At 61.9% G+C, this 16,120-nt stretch carries 17 protein-coding genes and 1 rRNA gene; 15 read left to right on the top strand and 3 right to left on the bottom strand.

Annotated elements, in window-relative coordinates; translation table 11 throughout:
* Positions 1-172: 172 nt before the first annotated feature.
* The 4 genes from rrf to ACIP1G_RS06885 all read left to right on the top strand — a co-directional run bounded on the left by rrf (position 173) and on the right by ACIP1G_RS06885 (position 4,173).
* Positions 173-288, top strand: a 5S ribosomal RNA gene (gene rrf, locus ACIP1G_RS06900).
* Between the two features lie 322 nt (positions 289-610).
* Positions 611-1,270: a paraquat-inducible protein A gene (locus tag ACIP1G_RS06895; RefSeq protein WP_400734923.1), complete on the top strand. Its 660-nt coding sequence runs from the start codon at positions 611-613 to the stop codon at positions 1,268-1,270.
* Positions 1,257-1,880, top strand: a complete 624-nt coding sequence (locus ACIP1G_RS06890; RefSeq protein WP_186689420.1) for a paraquat-inducible protein A — start codon at positions 1,257-1,259, stop codon at positions 1,878-1,880. The genes ACIP1G_RS06895 and ACIP1G_RS06890 overlap by 14 nt, the downstream gene beginning before the upstream one ends.
* On the top strand, positions 1,873-4,173 hold the full coding sequence (locus ACIP1G_RS06885) for an MlaD family protein (protein WP_400734921.1): 2,301 nt from the start codon (positions 1,873-1,875) through the stop codon (positions 4,171-4,173). The genes ACIP1G_RS06890 and ACIP1G_RS06885 overlap by 8 nt, the downstream gene beginning before the upstream one ends.
* Before the next feature lie 244 nt (positions 4,174-4,417).
* Here the strand turns inward: ACIP1G_RS06885 and rpsT are convergent, their stop codons facing one another.
* Positions 4,418-4,696 (bottom strand): 30S ribosomal protein S20, encoded by a 279-nt coding sequence (rpsT, locus tag ACIP1G_RS06880; RefSeq protein WP_003247625.1) that lies wholly within the window; start codon positions 4,694-4,696, stop codon positions 4,418-4,420.
* 250 nt (positions 4,697-4,946) lie between these two features.
* Here rpsT and murJ point away from each other — a divergent pair, with 250 nt between their 5' ends.
* From murJ to ispH, 6 genes are all read left to right on the top strand, one after another.
* On the top strand, positions 4,947-6,485 hold the full coding sequence (murJ, locus tag ACIP1G_RS06875; RefSeq protein ID WP_400734920.1) for a murein biosynthesis integral membrane protein MurJ: 1,539 nt from the start codon (positions 4,947-4,949) through the stop codon (positions 6,483-6,485).
* Positions 6,486-6,603: 118 nt separating this feature from the next.
* Complete coding sequence (ribF, locus tag ACIP1G_RS06870) at positions 6,604-7,554, top strand: bifunctional riboflavin kinase/FAD synthetase (RefSeq protein ID WP_400734918.1); 951 nt, start codon at positions 6,604-6,606, stop codon at positions 7,552-7,554.
* On the top strand, positions 7,551-10,382 hold the full coding sequence (gene ileS, locus ACIP1G_RS06865) for an isoleucine--tRNA ligase (RefSeq protein ID WP_400734916.1): 2,832 nt from the start codon (positions 7,551-7,553) through the stop codon (positions 10,380-10,382). The genes ribF and ileS overlap by 4 nt, the downstream gene beginning before the upstream one ends.
* Positions 10,375-10,890, top strand: coding sequence for a signal peptidase II (lspA, locus tag ACIP1G_RS06860; RefSeq protein ID WP_400734914.1), 516 nt, complete (start codon positions 10,375-10,377; stop codon positions 10,888-10,890). The genes ileS and lspA overlap by 8 nt, the downstream gene beginning before the upstream one ends.
* Entirely contained in the window at positions 10,883-11,320 is a 438-nt protein-coding gene (gene fkpB / locus ACIP1G_RS06855; protein ID WP_400734913.1) for an FKBP-type peptidyl-prolyl cis-trans isomerase, read from the top strand. The genes lspA and fkpB overlap by 8 nt, the downstream gene beginning before the upstream one ends.
* Before the next feature lie 14 nt (positions 11,321-11,334).
* Positions 11,335-12,282, top strand: a complete 948-nt coding sequence (gene ispH / locus ACIP1G_RS06850) for a 4-hydroxy-3-methylbut-2-enyl diphosphate reductase (protein WP_400734911.1) — start codon at positions 11,335-11,337, stop codon at positions 12,280-12,282.
* Here ispH and ACIP1G_RS06845 read toward each other — a convergent pair whose 3' ends face one another.
* Entirely contained in the window at positions 12,283-12,777 is a 495-nt protein-coding gene (locus ACIP1G_RS06845) for a GspH/FimT family pseudopilin (protein WP_400734909.1), read from the bottom strand.
* 109 nt (positions 12,778-12,886) lie between these two features.
* On the opposite strand from ACIP1G_RS06845, the gene ACIP1G_RS06840 reads away from it, so the two are divergent.
* Genes ACIP1G_RS06840 through thiO form a run of 5 tightly spaced genes read left to right on the top strand, consistent with a single transcriptional unit; the run spans position 12,887 to position 15,708 of the window.
* Positions 12,887-13,066 (top strand): prepilin-type N-terminal cleavage/methylation domain-containing protein, encoded by a 180-nt coding sequence (locus ACIP1G_RS06840; protein WP_400734907.1) that lies wholly within the window; start codon positions 12,887-12,889, stop codon positions 13,064-13,066.
* Positions 13,063-13,704, top strand: a complete 642-nt coding sequence (locus ACIP1G_RS06835; RefSeq protein ID WP_400734905.1) for a PilW family protein — start codon at positions 13,063-13,065, stop codon at positions 13,702-13,704. Before ACIP1G_RS06840 ends, ACIP1G_RS06835 begins: the two co-directional genes overlap by 4 nt.
* On the top strand, positions 13,701-14,165 hold the full coding sequence (locus ACIP1G_RS06830; RefSeq protein ID WP_400734903.1) for a hypothetical protein: 465 nt from the start codon (positions 13,701-13,703) through the stop codon (positions 14,163-14,165). Before ACIP1G_RS06835 ends, ACIP1G_RS06830 begins: the two co-directional genes overlap by 4 nt.
* A 1-nt stretch (position 14,166) precedes the next feature.
* Positions 14,167-14,556, top strand: coding sequence for a type IV pilin protein (locus ACIP1G_RS06825; RefSeq protein ID WP_400734901.1), 390 nt, complete (start codon positions 14,167-14,169; stop codon positions 14,554-14,556).
* 54 nt (positions 14,557-14,610) lie between these two features.
* Positions 14,611-15,708, top strand: coding sequence for a glycine oxidase ThiO (gene thiO, locus ACIP1G_RS06820; RefSeq protein WP_400734899.1), 1,098 nt, complete (start codon positions 14,611-14,613; stop codon positions 15,706-15,708).
* Positions 15,709-15,818: 110 nt separating this feature from the next.
* Here thiO and ACIP1G_RS06815 read toward each other — a convergent pair whose 3' ends face one another.
* Positions 15,819-16,049, bottom strand: coding sequence for a PP0621 family protein (locus ACIP1G_RS06815; protein ID WP_400734897.1), 231 nt, complete (start codon positions 16,047-16,049; stop codon positions 15,819-15,821).
* Positions 16,050-16,120: the final 71 nt, after the last annotated feature.

Below are 16,120 nucleotides of genomic sequence, written 5' to 3'. Positions count from 1 at the left end.
TTGAGCTAACCAATACTAATTGCCCGTGAGGCTTGACCATATAACACCCAAGCAATTTGCGCACGAAGCCAAATTGTGGTGGTGAAGACGAAAGAACCGAAAGTTCGCAACCACAAATTCACATGTCCGAATTCGCTGGGCTGTCCATCTGGACATTCTGGCTACAGAATTTCTTGACGACCATAGAGCATTGGAACCACCTGATCCCATCCCGAACTCAGCAGTGAAACGATGCATCGCCGATGGTAGTGTGGGGTTTCCCCATGTGAGAGTAGGTCATCGTCAAGATTCATTTCGCAAAACCCCTATCTGCACATGCAGGTAGGGGTTTTGTCTTTCTGGTGAAAAAATAATTTCTCGTTCTTGCGCGGTCCCCTGTAGGAGCGGCCTTGTGTCGCGATCGGGCGCGCAGCGGCCGTAAAACCTGCATCCCCGATCTGCCAGGCAAACCGCGTCGCCTGGATTGCGGCCGCTGCGCGCCCGATCGCGACACAAGGCCGCTCCTACAGGGTTCGCGAGCATGCTGGCATACGAGCCTGGAAGGCGATGTCCTCCCACAAATCGAGCCAGAACACTAGAATAGGCCCACGCACCTATTCAGAAGCGCTATATGTCCAATTCTGTAGATCCTGAATCACTGGCCCAGTTGCCGCTGGACGAGCTTGTCGCCTGCCACGAATGCGACCTGCTGCTGCGCAAGCCCGTGCTCCAGCATGATGAAAAAGCCCAATGCCCACGCTGCGGCTACGAGCTCTACGCCCACCGGCACAATGTGGTCAACCGCAGCCTGGCCCTGGTACTGACCGCCCTGTTGCTGTTCATTCCAGCCAACTTCCTGCCGATCATGCAGCTGCACTTGCTTGGCCAGACTTCAGACGACACCGTCTGGAGCGGCGTGCTGGGCCTGTACAACTCGGAAATGCGCGGCGTCGCCGTCGTCGTGTTCCTGTGCAGCATGGCCATTCCCTTGGTAAAGCTGTTATGCCAGTTGACCGTGCTGTTGAGCATCCGTCTGAACGTAGGGCGGGACTATGGCCTGGTGTTCTACCGCATTTATCACCACGTGCGTGACTGGGGCATGCTCGAGGTCTATTTCATGGGGGTGCTGGTGGCCATCGTCAAACTGGTGGACCTTGCCGAATTGACCGTGGGCCTGGGGCTGTTCTGCTTTATCAGCCTGTTATTGATCCAGGTCTGGCTTGAAGTGGTGATGTCACCGCACCAGATCTGGAGTGCGCTTTCGGGGGAGGACCTGCATGCGGGCGATTGATGCAGGCATTCTGGTCTGCAATGAATGTCATGAGCTGAACCGGCAAGAGCCGGGCAGCACTTCGCAAACCTGCACACGCTGCGGCGCTATCGTGCATGCCCGGCGGCCGAACAGCATCGTGCGGACCTGGGCGCTGCTGATTGCCGCGTCGATCCTGTACATCCCGGCCAACATGCTGCCGATCATGACCGTGAGCACCCTTGGCCAAGGCAGCCCTGACACGATCATGTCCGGCGTCATTACCTTGCTCAAGCATGGCATGGTGCCCATTGCTGCCGTGGTGTTCATTGCCAGTATCCTGGTGCCCACGTTCAAGCTGGTGGGTATCGGCTTGCTGCTGTACTCCGTTCAGCGTCGCCAGCCGCTTTCGGCGCGGCAACGAATATTGATGTACCGCTTCATCGAATTCATTGGGCGCTGGTCCATGCTCGATATCTTCGTCATCGCCATTCTGGTGGCGGTGGTGAATTTCGGCCGAATAGCCAGTGTCGAAGCCAACCTGGGCGCTGTCGCGTTCGCAACTGTGGTGATCCTGACAATGCTTGCCGCTTTAACTTTCGATCCCCGACTGATTTGGGATAACACGGAGTCGGATGACGACCATGAGTGACCTGCCAACGGCTAAAACCCGCCCAGCCTCGAACTGGTCGGCCATCTGGATCCTGCCTTTGATTGCCTTAATGATTGGTGGCTGGCTCGCCTGGCAGGCTTACCGTGATGCCGGCGTGGAAATTGAAGTCCGCTTCGAGTCGGGCGAGGGTATTGTCGCCAACAAGACCGAGGTCATCTACAAGGGCATGTCGGTTGGCAAGGTGAAGAGCTTGGTGCTCGACGCCAAGGGCGAGAACCAGGGGGTGATCGCCACTATCGAGATGAACAAGGCCGCCGAGCCTCACCTGACCAAAGGCACGCGCTTCTGGCTGGTGAAGCCGAGTGTCAGCCTGGCGGGAATTTCCGGCCTGGAAACGCTGGTGTCAGGCAACTATATCGCTGTCAGCCCGGGGGAGGGGGAGCGCACCAAGCGTTTTACCGCCTTGAAGGTGGCGCCGCCGCTTTCTGACACCGAGCCGGGCCTGCACTTGACCCTCAAGGCCGACAGGCTGGGTTCGCTCAATCGTGACAGCCCGGTGTTCTACAAGCAGATCCAGGTTGGCCGGGTGAAAAGCTATCGCCTCTCCGAAGACCAGAGCACAGTTGAAGTCAAAGTTTTCATCGAGCCGGCCTACGCCAGCCTGGTGCGCAAGCACACGCGTTTCTGGAACGCCAGCGGCGTCAGCATCGATGCTTCGCTTTCGGGTGTGAAAGTGCGTAGCGAGTCGCTGTCGAGCATCGTGGCCGGTGGTATCGCCTTTGCCACGCCGGAGTACCGCAAGGACAGCCCGCCCACCGACCCAAGCCTGCCGTTCCGCCTGTATGAAGATTTTGACGCCGCCCAGGCGGGTATTCGGGTGAAGGTGAAGCTGACAGATTATGAAGGCCTGCAGGCGGGCCGTACGCCGGTCATGTACAAGGGCATCCAGGTGGGCTCGCTGAAAGCCCTGAAGATGGAAGATAACCTGAGCAGTGCCTCGGCCGAGCTGACGCTGGACCCGTTGACCGAGGATTACCTGGTCGAAGGTACGCAGTTCTGGGTGGTCAAACCGTCGATTTCGCTGGCGGGTATCACCGGCCTGGAAGCCTTGGTCAAAGGTAACTACATCGCCATTCGCCCCGGTGAGAAGGGGCAGCGGCCGGAGCGTGAGTTCGAGGCCCGGGCCAAGGCTCCGCCGCTCGACCTCAAGGCGCCGGGCCTGCACATGGTGTTGTTCGCCGACACCCTGGGCTCGCTGGAAATCGGCAGCCCGGTGATGTACCGCCAGGTGAAGGTGGGTAGCGTGCAGAGCTACCAGTTCGCCCGCAACAGCAACCGTATCCTGATCGGTGTACACATCGAGAAGGAGTACGAAAAGCTGGTCAACGGTTCGTCGCGCTTCTGGAACGTCAGTGGCATTACCCTGACCGGCGGCCTGTCGGGCATCAAGATCAAGAGTGAGTCGTTGCAAACCCTGATGGCCGGCGGTATCGCATTCGACACGCCACGGCCCGATGTGGCGCTCAAACGCCATATTCCGCGCTTCCGCCTACATGACAGCCAGGAGGCGGTCAACCGCGCAGGTACGTTGATCACCATTCGCGTGGAGCGTGCCGATGGCCTGAAGCCAGGCACGGCGATCCGTTTCCGCGGCCTGGATGTGGGCAGTATCGAGAGCGTCGACCTGACCGATGACCTGCAGGCGGTGCTGTTGCGGGCGCGTATTACCGAAGCGGCTAACCGTATCGCTCGCGTTGGTACGCAGTTCTGGGTGGTCAAGCCAGCCTTTGGCCTGGTGCGTACCCAGAATCTCGACACCCTGGTGGGCGGGCAGTACCTGGAAGTGCAGCCGGCCACCAAGGACCGTGGCCCGCAGCGTGATTTCATCGCCTTGGCCGATGCCCCGCAGGTGGCAGGGCCGGAAGTCGGCCTGCCGTTGACGCTCAGTGCCCCGCGCCGAGGCTCGATCAAGCCGGGTGTGCCGGTGACGTACCGTGAGGTTGCGGTGGGCAAGGTGACCGGGTTCGAGCTGGGTCAGAGCGCTGACCGCGTGCTGATCCATATCCTTATCGAGCCACGCTATGCGGCCTTGGTGCGCAGTGGTAGCCGCTTCTGGAACAGCAGTGGCTTCGGCTTCGACTGGGGGCTGTTCAAGGGGGCTACGGTGCGTACCGAGTCGGTGGAGACCATGATCGACGGCGGTATCGCCTTTGCCACACCGGATGGTGAACAGATGGGTAACCCGGCCCGGCCGCAGCAGACCTTTGCCTTGTTCGACAAGGCCGAGGATGAATGGCTGCAGTGGGCGCCGAAGATTCAGATAGCCAAGTAATGTAAAAGCAGGGCCGCCAAGCGCGGCCCTGTGCTTTTTGTAGGAGCAGCCTTGTGCTGCGAATGGGCTACGCAGTAGCCCTGGCTGAATCCGCAGCTAGCTGAAACCCTGGGGCTGCTTTGCAGCCCATTCGCAGCACAAGGCTGCTCCTACAAAAAGCGGCGCGGTGATGGATCGGGCCGGTATACAAATCGCAGGCAACAAAAAACCGACCCTAGGGTCGGTTTTTCGACTAGCGCGTCGCTTAGGCAGCTGCAGCTTCTTTCAGCGCCTTGATGTGGCCATTCAGACGGCCTTTGTGACGAGCAGCCTTGTTCTTGTGGATGATACCTTTGTCGGCCATACGGTCGATTACAGGTACAGCCAGAACGTAAGCGGCTTGCGCTTTTTCGGCGTCTTTTGCGTCAATGGCTTTAACTACATTCTTGATGTAGGTGCGAACCATGGAACGCAGGCTGGCGTTGTGGCTGCGACGCTTCTCAGCCTGTTTTGCACGTTTCTTGGCGGAAGGTGTGTTGGCCACCGTCGAGCTCCTCGAAAGACTTTAGGTAAATAGCAAACAAAATAGGCCGCGAATCATGCCGATCAGTCGAGCGGATGTCAAGGCCACCTGCAAGGTTCCGCCGAGCGGTGCGCCAACAAGAGGGAAATATTCCTTTCTGCTGCGCGACCTGTACACTCGGGAATTTTTGGCTCCCTGCGAAGGCGCGGGAGTATCGCACATTCGGATGCTGTCTGGCAGCGTCCTCTAGCCCTTGGCGTGAATCTTTTCGATGAACCTGCTCAAATCCCTGGCTGCAGTAAGCTCGATCACCATGATTTCGCGGGTGCTGGGCTTTATTCGCGACACCATCCTGGCCCGCATCTTTGGTGCTGGCGTCGCCACAGACGCCTTCTTCATCGCGTTCAAGCTGCCCAACCTGCTGCGACGCATTTTTGCTGAAGGGGCGTTTTCCCAGGCTTTCGTGCCGATCCTGGCCGAATACAAGACCCAGCAAGGCGAGGAGGCCACCCGTACCTTCATCGCCTATGTCAGTGGTTTGCTGACCCTGGTCCTGGCCTTGGTAACCGCCATCGGCATTCTCGCGGCGCCCTGGGTGGTGTGGGCAACGGCCCCGGGTTTTGTCGACAGCGCCGAAAAATATGAGCTGACCACCGCCCTGTTGCGGGTGACATTTCCTTATATATTGCTGATCTCGCTGTCGTCCCTGGCCGGGGCGATCCTCAATACCTGGAACCGTTTCTCGGTGCCGGCCTTCACCCCGACCCTGCTGAACGTGGCGATGATTGCCTTCGCCGTGCTGCTCACGCCATACTTCAACCCGCCGATCATGGCCCTGGCCTGGGGCGTGCTGGCCGGTGGCCTGGCGCAGTTGCTGTACCAGCTGCCGGCGTTGAAGAAAATCGGCATGCTCGTGCTGCCACGCCTGAATCTGCGTGATGCGGGGGTATGGCGGGTGCTCAAGCAGATGCTGCCAGCGATTCTGGGGGTGTCGGTGAGCCAGATCTCGCTGATCATCAACACCATCTTCGCTTCCTTCCTGGTGGCCGGCTCGGTGTCGTGGATGTACTACGCCGACCGCCTCATGGAGCTGCCTTCCGGCGTGCTAGGCGTGGCCCTGGGTACCATTTTGCTGCCGACCCTGGCCAAGACCTACGCCAACAAGGACCGCGAGGAGTACTCGCGGATTCTCGACTGGGGCCTGCGCCTGTGCTTCCTGCTGGTATTGCCCTGCACCATGGCCCTGGCCATTCTTGCCGAACCGCTGACCGTGGCCCTGTTCCAATATGGCAAGTTCAGTGCATTTGATGCGGCCATGACCCAGCGGGCGTTGATGGCCTATTCCGTAGGCTTGCTGGCGATCATTCTGGTCAAGGTACTGGCACCCGGCTTCTATGCGCAGCAGAATATCCGCACGCCGGTGAAGATTGCGGTATTTACCCTGGTCTGCACCCAGCTGTTCAACCTTGCCCTGGTCGGCCCACTCGCGCATGCCGGCCTGGCATTGGCGATCAGCCTCGGTGCCTGCCTGAACGCCGGCCTGCTGTTCTGGAAGCTCCGCACTCAGCAGTTGTTCGAGCCTCAGCCAGGTTGGGCAATGTTCCTGCTCAAGCTGGTATTGGCCGTTACGCTGATGTCGGCAGTACTGTTGGCAGGCATGCACTATATGCCGGCCTGGGAGCAGGGCATCATGCTTGAGCGCTTCGTGCGCCTGGGCGCGCTGATCCTGGCTGGCGTCGTGACCTATTTCGGCTGCCTGTACCTGTGCGGCTTCCGGCCCCGGCATTTCGCCCGCAAGGCCTTGCACTAAGGCATCGGGCGGGTCAGGCGTCGGTTTTTCGCTTTCCACGCCGCCCTTGGGCGCTGCTGCCTGTCACCAGCGCCCGGGTGTGGTTATAATCGGCCACTTTATGAGCAAGAAGCGCGTTATGCAGCTGGTTCGAGGTCTTCACAACCTGCGCCCCGAGCACCGGGGCTGTGTCGCCACCATTGGCAACTTCGACGGGGTTCACCGCGGCCACCAGGCTATCCTGGCGCGCCTGCGCGAGCGCGGCCAGGCCTTGGGCCTGCCGACCTGCGTGGTGATCTTCGAACCGCAACCACGCGAGTACTTCGCCCCCGATACCGCGCCTGCGCGCCTGGCCCGCCTGCGCGACAAGGTCGAGCTGCTGGCGGCCGAAGGCATCGATCGGGTGCTGTGCCTGGCGTTCAACCAGCGCCTGAGCAAGCTCAGCGCCGATGCCTTCGTCAAGGCCATCCTGGTCGACGGCCTGGGCGTGCGCCACCTCGAAGTGGGCGATGACTTCCGCTTTGGCTGCGACCGCGCCGGCGACTTTGCCTTCCTGGTCGACGCTGGCAACCAGTACGGTTTCACCGTCGAGGCCGCCAACACGGTCATCCAGGACGGCCTGCGGGTCAGCAGCACCGAGGTGCGCAAGGCCCTGGGCGAAGGCAACTTCGAACTGGCCGAGCACCTGCTGGGCCGCCCGTACCGCATCACTGGCCGCGTGCTGCATGGCCAGAAGCTGGCCCGCCAGCTCGGCACACCTACCGCCAACATCCAGCTCAAGCGCCGCCGCGTGCCGCTGTCCGGGGTCTACCTGGCCAGCATCGAAATCGACGGCAAGGCCTGGCCGGGTGTCGGCAATATCGGCGTGCGCCCCACCGTTGCCGGTGATGGGCGCCCGCACCTGGAAATTCATCTTCTGGACTATGCCGGCGACCTTTACGGCCGGCGCCTGACGGTGGAGTTCCACCACAAGCTGCGTGAAGAGCAGCGATTCGCCTCCCTGGAGGCGCTGAAGTCGGCGATCGATGCGGATATCGCCGCCGCACGTGCACATTGGCACGCTCAACCGCTAACGAAGAGCCTGAAATGACCGACTACAAAGCCACGCTTAACCTTCCGGACACCGCCTTCCCCATGAAGGCCGGCCTGCCTCAGCGCGAACCGCAGATCCTGCAGCGCTGGGACAGCATTGGCCTGTACCAGAAGCTGCGCGAAATTGGCAAGGATCGTCCCAAGTTCGTCCTGCACGACGGCCCGCCCTATGCCAACGGCAAGATTCACATCGGTCATGCGCTGAACAAGATTCTCAAGGACATGATCGTCCGTTCCAAGACTCTGGCCGGCTTCGATGCGCCGTACGTGCCGGGCTGGGACTGCCATGGCCTGCCGATCGAGCACAAGGTCGAGGTTACCCACGGCAAGCACCTGTCTGCCGACCGCACCCGCGAGCTGTGCCGCGAGTACGCTGCCGAGCAGATCGAAGGGCAGAAGACTGAATTCATCCGCCTGGGCGTGCTGGGTGACTGGGACAACCCGTACAAGACCATGAACTTCGCCAACGAGGCCGGTGAAATCCGCGCCCTGGCCGAGATGGTCAAGCAAGGCTTCGTGTTCAAGGGCCTGAAGCCGGTGAACTGGTGCTTCGATTGCGGTTCGGCCCTGGCTGAAGCGGAAGTCGAGTACGCCGACAAGAAATCGCAGACCATCGACGTAGCCTTCCCGGTTGCCGATGACGCCAAGCTGGCCGCCGCCTTCGGCCTGGCCTCGCTGGTCAAGCCTGCCGCCATCGTGATCTGGACCACCACCCCGTGGACCATCCCGGCCAACCAGGCCCTGAACATCCACCCGGAGTTCAAGTACGCCCTGGTCGATACCGGCGAGCGCCTGCTGGTGCTGGCTGAAGAGCTGGTCGAGTCGTGCCTGAAGCGCTACAACCTGGAAGGCTCGGTGATCGCCACCGCCCAGGGTTCTGCGCTGGAGCTGGTCAACTTCCGTCACCCGTTCTACGACCGCCTGTCGCCAGTCTACCTGGCCGACTACGTCGAACTGGGCGCCGGTACCGGCGTGGTGCACTCCGCGCCAGCCTACGGTGAAGACGACTTCGTCACCTGCAAGCGCTACGGCATGGTCAACGATGACATCCTCACCCCGGTGCAGAGCAACGGTGTGTACGTCGAGTCGCTGCCATTCTTCGGCGGCCAGTTCATCTGGAAGGCCAACCCGGCCATCGTCGAGAAGCTGAGCGAAGTCGGTGCGTTGATGCACACCGAAACCATCAGCCACAGCTACATGCACTGCTGGCGCCACAAGACCCCGCTGATCTACCGCGCCACCGCGCAGTGGTTCGTGGGCATGGACAAGCAGCCAAGCACTGGCGAGCCGCTGCGTGAGCGCGCCCTCAAGGCCATCGAAGAAACCAAGTTCGTTCCGGCCTGGGGCCAGGCGCGCCTGCACTCGATGATCGCCAACCGTCCGGACTGGTGCATCTCGCGTCAGCGCAACTGGGGCGTGCCGATCCCGTTCTTCCTGCACAAGCAGACCGGTGAGCTGCACCCACGCACCGTCGAGCTGATGGAAGCGGTGGCCAAGCGCGTCGAGCAGGAAGGCATCGAAGCCTGGTTCAAGCTGGACGCCGCCGAACTGCTGGGCGCGGAAGCCGACCAGTACGACAAGATCGCCGACACCCTCGACGTATGGTTCGACTCGGGCACTACCCACTGGCACGTGCTGCGTGGCTCGCACGACATCGGTCACGCCACCGGCCCGCGCGCCGACCTGTACCTGGAAGGGTCCGACCAGCACCGCGGCTGGTTCCACTCTTCCTTGCTGACCGGTTGCGCCATCGACAACCACGCGCCATACCGCGAGCTGCTGACCCACGGTTTCACCGTGGACGAAAACGGCCGCAAGATGTCCAAGTCGCTGGGTAACACCATCGAGCCGGAGAAGGTCAACAATACCCTGGGTGCCGACATCCTGCGCCTGTGGGTCTCGGCCACCGACTACTCCGGTGAAATGGCCGTTTCCGAGCAGATCCTGCAGCGCAGCGCCGACGCCTACCGCCGTATCCGCAACACCGCACGCTTCCTGCTGTCCAACCTGTCCGGCTTCGACCCGGCCCGCGACTTGCTCGCTCCGGAAGACATGCTGGCGCTGGACCGCTGGGCGGTGGACCGCACCCTGTTGCTGCAACGCGAGTTGGAAGAGCACTACAGCGAGTACCGTTTCTGGAACGTCTACTCCAAGGTGCACAACTTCTGCGTGCAAGAGCTGGGCGGCTTCTACCTCGACATCATCAAGGACCGCCAGTACACCACCGGCGCCAACAGTGTCGCCCGCCGTTCCTGCCAGACCGCGCTGTACCACATCAGCGAAGCACTGGTGCGCTGGATCGCGCCGATCCTGGCGTTCACCGCTGACGAAATCTGGCAGTACCTGCCGGGCGAGCGCAACGAGTCGGTCATGCTCAACGGCTGGTACGAAGGCCTGAGCGAGCTGCCGGAAGGCACCGAGCTGGACCGCGCCTACTGGGACCGCGTAATGGCGGTGAAGGCATCGGTCAACAAGGAGCTGGAAAACCAGCGTACCGCCAAGGTCATCGGCGGCAACCTGCAGGCCGAAGTCACCCTGTATGCCGACGAAGGCCTGAGCGCCGACCTGGGCAAGCTGGGCGACGAGCTGCGCTTCGTGCTGATCACTTCGGCCGCCAGCGTTGTGCCATTCGCCCAGGCTCCAGCCGAAGCCGTGGCCACCGAAGTCGAAGGCCTGAAGCTGCAAGTGGTCAAGTCCGGCCATGCCAAGTGCGGCCGTTGCTGGCACTTCCGCGCCGACGTTGGCAGCCACCCGGAGCACCCGGAAATCTGCAACCGTTGCGTCGACAACCTGACCGGTTCCGGTGAGGTGCGCCACTATGCCTAACCCTGCAGCAGGGCGCTTCGGGCGCCTTGCATGGCTTTGGCTGAGCTTGCTGGTCCTGGTCGTCGACCAGGCCACCAAGCTGTATTTCAACAATGCCCTGACCATGTACCAGCAGATTGTCGTCATCCCTGACTACTTCAGCTGGACCCTGGCCTACAACACCGGTGCCGCGTTCAGCTTCCTGGCGGATGGCGCCGGCTGGCAGCGCTGGCTGTTTGCCCTGATTGCCATGGTGGTCAGTGCCGTGCTGGTGGTGTGGCTCAAGCGCCTGGGGCGCAACGAGACCTGGCTGGCCGTGGCGCTGGCGCTGGTGCTGGGTGGGGCCATTGGTAACCTGTACGACCGCATCGTGCTGGGCCATGTGGTCGACTTCATCCTGGTGCACTGGCAGAACCGCCATTATTTCCCGGCCTTCAACGTGGCCGACAGCGCCATCACCGTTGGTGCGGTGATGCTGGCGCTGGATATGTTCAAGAGCAAGAAGTCCGAGGATCCGGTCCATGACTGACACCCGCATTGGCCAGAACACCGAAGTCACCCTGCACTTCGCGCTGCACCTGGAAAACGGCGACACCGTCGACAGCACCTTTGACAAGTCCCCGGCCGTGTTCAAGGTCGGCGACGGCAACCTGCTGCCGGGCTTTGAGGCTGCGCTTTTTGGCTTCAAGGCCGGGGACAAGCGCACGGTCACCGTGGCCCCGGAGAGTGCCTTCGGCCAGCCTAACCCGCAGAACGTGCAGGTCATGCCGCGCTCGCAGTTTACCGACATGGAGCTGTCTGAAGGTTTGCTAGTGATTTTCAACGATGCTGCCAACGCCGAGCTGCCGGGCGTGGTCAAGGCCTTCGATGACGCGCAGGTGACCATCGACTTCAACCACCCACTGGCTGGCAAGACCCTGAGCTTCGAGGTGGAGATCCTCGATGTGAAGGCCTTGTAAGCCTGGAGCCGAGCATGCAAATCAAACTCGCCAACCCTCGCGGCTTCTGCGCGGGGGTCGACCGGGCGATCGAGATCGTCAACCGCGCGCTGGAAGTCTTCGGCCCGCCGATCTATGTGCGCCACGAAGTGGTGCACAACAAGTTCGTGGTGGAAGACCTGCGCAACCGCGGCGCCATCTTCGTCGAAGAACTGGACCAGGTGCCGGACGATGTCATCGTCATCTTCAGTGCGCACGGTGTTTCCCAGGCCGTGCGCCAGGAAGCCGCTGGCCGTGGCCTGAAAGTGTTCGATGCCACCTGCCCGCTGGTGACCAAGGTGCACATCGAGGTGGCCAAGTACAGTCGTGACGGCCGTGAGTGCATTCTCATCGGCCACGAAGGGCACCCGGAAGTTGAAGGCACCATGGGCCAGTACGACGCCAGCAACGGCGGCGCCATCTACCTCGTCGAAGACGAGGAGGATGTTGCCAACCTGCAGGTGCGCGACCCGGACCACCTGGCCTTTGTCACCCAGACCACGTTGTCGATGGACGACACCAGCCGTGTCATCGACGCCCTGCGTGCACGCTTCCCGAACATCGGTGGCCCGCGCAAGGACGACATCTGCTACGCCACCCAGAACCGCCAGGACGCGGTCAAGCAACTGGCGGGCGAGTGCGACGTGGTACTGGTGGTCGGCAGCCCGAACAGCTCCAACTCCAACCGCCTGCGCGAGTTGGCCGAGCGCATGGGCACCCCGGCTTACCTGATCGACGGTGCCGAAGACCTGCAACGCGGCTGGTTCGACCAGGCCGCGCAGATCGGCATCACCGCTGGCGCTTCGGCCCCCGAAGTGCTGGTGCGTGGCGTGATCGAGCAGCTCAAGGCCTGGGGCGCCACTGGTGCTGAAGAGCTGGATGGGCGGGAAGAGAACATCACGTTCTCGATGCCCAAAGAGCTGCGGGTTCGGTCGCTGATCTGATCAATTACCTGCGCACAGCGAGTCCTTTTCGGGTTTGCCTGTGCGCAGGTCGATTCTTCCGGTGCTGGCCATCACTACTCTCTGAAGACTGGTTGCGGCGGTTTTCTCACAAATCTCCAAGCGACCAAACAACATTCCATTGTTCTTGTTCATTGGGACGCCCAATCCGCTGAACCTGATCTGATTGCCTATATTGGCCATGATTCTTAATGGCCTTGAAAGATGTTGCTCACGCAATACCTGCTGATTGAGCTCCAGCACTACGCGCCATCCTTTCCCCCAGTCGCTGTCAACTCCATGGACGAGCACGTTCTGGCCATGCAACAGCGCATGGCTGCGCGCGCTGCGCAGTGTCTGTGCCAAATCTCGGGCAGCCGCTGCTCTGTGTAGGTCTTCAGTCATCCTTGCGTAGGCCGGCACACCAAGTTGTGTCAGCAAGACAGCCACGGCCAAAGCCGACAACATTTGAATCAGTGTTACACCTCGTTGCTTCACCGTGCATTCCTCCCTGGAAGTGCTTGGCTATAGCTTCACGCTCGCTGGCCAAACGGTCTAGTCGCCCAGGTTTAAGGCTATCGCGGGAAAATTCGCAGGAGGTGCAAGGATGCACGCAAGGCAACGGGGCATGACGCTTCTGGAAGTGTTGTTGGCAGTAGTGGTCGTGGCTGTGGGTATGTTCGCAACGGCAGCGATGCAGTTGCAGGCATTGCAGGCCGCAGACGGGGCGCGTCGCGATGGTCTGGAAGCCTTGGCGGCGCACAGTGAGCATGAGCGGCGGCGATGAAGTGCCGTCAGAGTGGGTTCGGTTTGCTTGAGGTGGTGATGGCGCTGGCCATCGGATTGATGCTACTGGCAGCGGCCAGCCAGCTTTTTGCCTCCGCACACCAGACTTGGCGCCTGCAAAGTACGGCAGTGCGCATGCAGGATGAGGCGCGGCTTGCATTGCTGCGCATGGCGCAGGATATCCGCATGGCGGGGATGTTTGGTTGCCTGCAGATTAAACCTGACGACTTCGAGGCCCCGGCCGCGCGGCAGGCTTTCGCCCGCCCCCTGGAGGTTGAGGCCACTACCCTCAGCCTGGTGGTGGCGGAGTTGCCCGGACAGCCTGGCAAGGGTGACTGGGTTTTGCAGACGGACTGCATCGAAAAAGTGCGCGTGGATGAAAAGCCAGTAGAGGGCTACCCACTGACGTTCCCCATCAGCAAGTACGTCTATCAGTTCCATGACAATAGGCTGAGGTTCAAGCGAGGCAGAAGCTTCCAGCCGCTGGTCGAGAATGTACGAGAGGCGCGCTTCGAACGTGTGCAAACGCTGCTGGGGGAGAGGGTCGACATCACGCTGACGTTGTACGAGCCCACGCTCAAACTCGAACACCGCCATGAACTGAGCGTGGCGTTGCGCAACCCGGTACCGGGGCCATGAAGCGTCAACGCGGTGTCGTGTTGCTGTTGGCGTTGGTACTGAGCTTGCTACTCGGCTTGTTGGCGGCCTCGGCCCTGCGTGAGGCCTTGGTGGAAACGCGAATGGCCGGCTACATGCGCGATGGTCTGTTGGCGTTCGAAGAAGCTGAGGCCGCGCTGCAAACAGGGGAGAGCGAGCTCAAGCGGGCACCTCCTGATCGGTGTACCGCGTGCATGCCGCCCGCTCGACCGCACGATCTGGCCGGGCAGTGGCAAGGCACACCAAATGGTTATTTCCAGCTGCAGAATCTTGGGCCGAGCAAGCGCGCCGCACATATGCCGGAAGGGCAGCAGTTCACCCTGTTCCGGATAACTGCCGTCAGCAAGCAAACCCAGTCAAGGCATGTACTGGAAGCCGTCTACGCCGTGGCCGGCGATACAAGCCGGCGCATTACTTGGCGGCAAAGACTGAGAGGAGACTGACATGCAGCAAGGCTTGAGCCTGATCGAGTTGTTGATTGTGCTGGCCGTGACCGGCATTCTGGCAGCCATTGCCTACCCCAGTTACAGCGACCAGCTTCGGCGAGCCGCACGCAGCGAAGTGGTTGGCCTGCTGCATGATGCCGCCCTGCGCCTGGAGCGCCACCGTGTGCGCACCGGCCAATACGCCGAGGGCGACCCAGCCTTGCCCGACGGTACCCGCTATTACAGCCTGCAGGCCCAGCGCGACAGCGACACCTTCACGCTGCGCGCCCGGCGGCTGCCGCATGGGCTGATGGCGCAGGATGGCTGTGGCGATTTCCAGCTCGACCAGGCCGGCGTGCAGCGCAATCCGGGTGCCGTTGAACACAGCGCACACTGCTGGGGAAGCTGAAGGTTGAATGATGCCCGGTGCATCGCGGTTTTACTTCAGGTGTTGGATCGACAGATGAGCAAGCAAGTAGTGGTGGTCGGCGGCGGGGTGATTGGCCTGCTGACGGCGTTCAACCTGGCGGCCAAGGTCGGCCAGGTGGTGGTCTGTGACCAGGGCGAGGTTGGCCGTGAATCGTCCTGGGCCGGTGGTGGCATCGTTTCGCCGCTGTACCCGTGGCGCTACAGCCCGGCAGTGACTGCGCTGGCGCACTGGTCGCAGGACTTTTATCCACAGCTGGGCGAGCGCTTGTTCGCCAGCACCGGCATAGACCCCGAAGTGCACACCACCGGCCTGTACTGGCTCGACCTGGACGACGAAGCCGAGGCACTGGCCTGGGCCGAGCGTGAGCAGCGGCCGCTGAGTGCCGTGGATATCTCGGCGGCCTATGATGCGGTGCCGGTGCTGGGCCCGGGGTTCAAGCGGGCTATCTACATGGCTGGCGTGGCCAACGTGCGCAACCCGCGCCTGGTGAAGTCGCTGAAGGCGGCGCTGCTGGCGCTGCCTAACGTGACCTTGCGCGAGCACTGCCAGATCACCGGCTTCGTGCAGCAGGGCGGGCGGGTGACTGGCGTGCAGGCGGCCGACGGTGTGCTGGCGGCGGATGAGGTGGTGCTCAGTGCTGGCGCCTGGAGTGGCGACCTGCTGCGCACGCTTGGCCTTGAGTTGCCGGTGGAGCCGGTGAAGGGCCAGATGATTTTGTTCAAATGTGCCGAAGACTTCTTGTCGAGCATGGTGCTGGCCAAGGGGCGCTATGCGATCCCGCGGCGTGATGGGCACATTCTGGTGGGCAGTACGCTGGAGCATGCCGGGTATGACAAGACCCCGACCGGGGATGCGCTGGAAAGCTTGAAGGCGTCGGCAGTGGAGTTGTTGCCTGAGCTGGAAGGGGCCACGGTGGTGGCGCACTGGGCCGGGCTGCGGCCGGGGTCGCCGGAGGGTATTCCGTACATCGGGCCGGTGCCGGGGCATGCGGGGTTGTGGCTGAACTGCGGGCATTACCGTAACGGGTTGGTGTTGGCGCCGGCTTCGTGCCAGCTGTTTACCGACCTGCTCACCGGGGGTGAGCCGATCATCGACCCGGCGCCCTATGCCCCAGTTGGGCGTTTGGGCTAAGGGCCTCTTCGCGGGTAAACCCGCTCCCACAGGGATCTCACAGGTTTGGAAAGCGGTGCAGTACCTGTGGGAGCGGGTTTACCCGCGAAAGGGCCAGTGCAGGGTTGGGCTCAGCTTTGGCGGCCGGGGCCTTGCTGCAGGTGTGCCTGGCTGCAGTACCACTCATTGCCCTGCTGCAGCGCCCGATCATTGGGCAGGTGCACGCCGCAATGGGCACAGCGCACCATCGTCAGTGGCGCATCCAGCTTCGCCTCGGGGTGCGACTGCTGGCTGACTTTGAACTTGCGCCACAGCCAGAACGCGGCGGCGATCAGGGCGATCCAGAAAAGTAGGCGAACCATGGTGTCCAGCTTGTCGGTTGAAGAAGCCACCAGTCTAGGACGCGGCCAATAAAAAAGGGAGGCCCTGGGCC

The sequence above is a fragment of the Pseudomonas sp. NPDC089392 genome, assembly GCF_044749595.1.
GTDB lineage: Bacteria > Pseudomonadota > Gammaproteobacteria > Pseudomonadales > Pseudomonadaceae > Aquipseudomonas.
Note: the sequence above shows the minus strand (reverse complement) of the source record. Positions and strands in the feature narration are given on the sequence as shown.

Coding starts and splice junctions, on each gene's coding strand:
- ACIP1G_RS06895 (WP_400734923.1), top strand. CDS start 611: ATGTCCAATTCTGTAGATCCTGAATCACTGGCCCAGTTGCCGCTGGAC.
- ACIP1G_RS06890 (WP_186689420.1), top strand. CDS start 1,257: ATGCGGGCGATTGATGCAGGCATTCTGGTCTGCAATGAATGTCATGAG.
- ACIP1G_RS06885 (WP_400734921.1), top strand. CDS start 1,873: ATGAGTGACCTGCCAACGGCTAAAACCCGCCCAGCCTCGAACTGGTCG.
- murJ (WP_400734920.1), top strand. CDS start 4,947: ATGAACCTGCTCAAATCCCTGGCTGCAGTAAGCTCGATCACCATGATT.
- ribF (WP_400734918.1), top strand. CDS start 6,604: ATGCAGCTGGTTCGAGGTCTTCACAACCTGCGCCCCGAGCACCGGGGC.
- ileS (WP_400734916.1), top strand. CDS start 7,551: ATGACCGACTACAAAGCCACGCTTAACCTTCCGGACACCGCCTTCCCC.
- lspA (WP_400734914.1), top strand. CDS start 10,375: ATGCCTAACCCTGCAGCAGGGCGCTTCGGGCGCCTTGCATGGCTTTGG.
- fkpB (WP_400734913.1), top strand. CDS start 10,883: ATGACTGACACCCGCATTGGCCAGAACACCGAAGTCACCCTGCACTTC.
- ispH (WP_400734911.1), top strand. CDS start 11,335: ATGCAAATCAAACTCGCCAACCCTCGCGGCTTCTGCGCGGGGGTCGAC.
- ACIP1G_RS06840 (WP_400734907.1), top strand. CDS start 12,887: ATGCACGCAAGGCAACGGGGCATGACGCTTCTGGAAGTGTTGTTGGCA.
- ACIP1G_RS06835 (WP_400734905.1), top strand. CDS start 13,063: ATGAAGTGCCGTCAGAGTGGGTTCGGTTTGCTTGAGGTGGTGATGGCG.
- ACIP1G_RS06830 (WP_400734903.1), top strand. CDS start 13,701: ATGAAGCGTCAACGCGGTGTCGTGTTGCTGTTGGCGTTGGTACTGAGC.
- ACIP1G_RS06825 (WP_400734901.1), top strand. CDS start 14,167: ATGCAGCAAGGCTTGAGCCTGATCGAGTTGTTGATTGTGCTGGCCGTG.
- thiO (WP_400734899.1), top strand. CDS start 14,611: ATGAGCAAGCAAGTAGTGGTGGTCGGCGGCGGGGTGATTGGCCTGCTG.
- ACIP1G_RS06815 (WP_400734897.1), bottom strand. CDS start 16,049: ATGGTTCGCCTACTTTTCTGGATCGCCCTGATCGCCGCCGCGTTCTGG.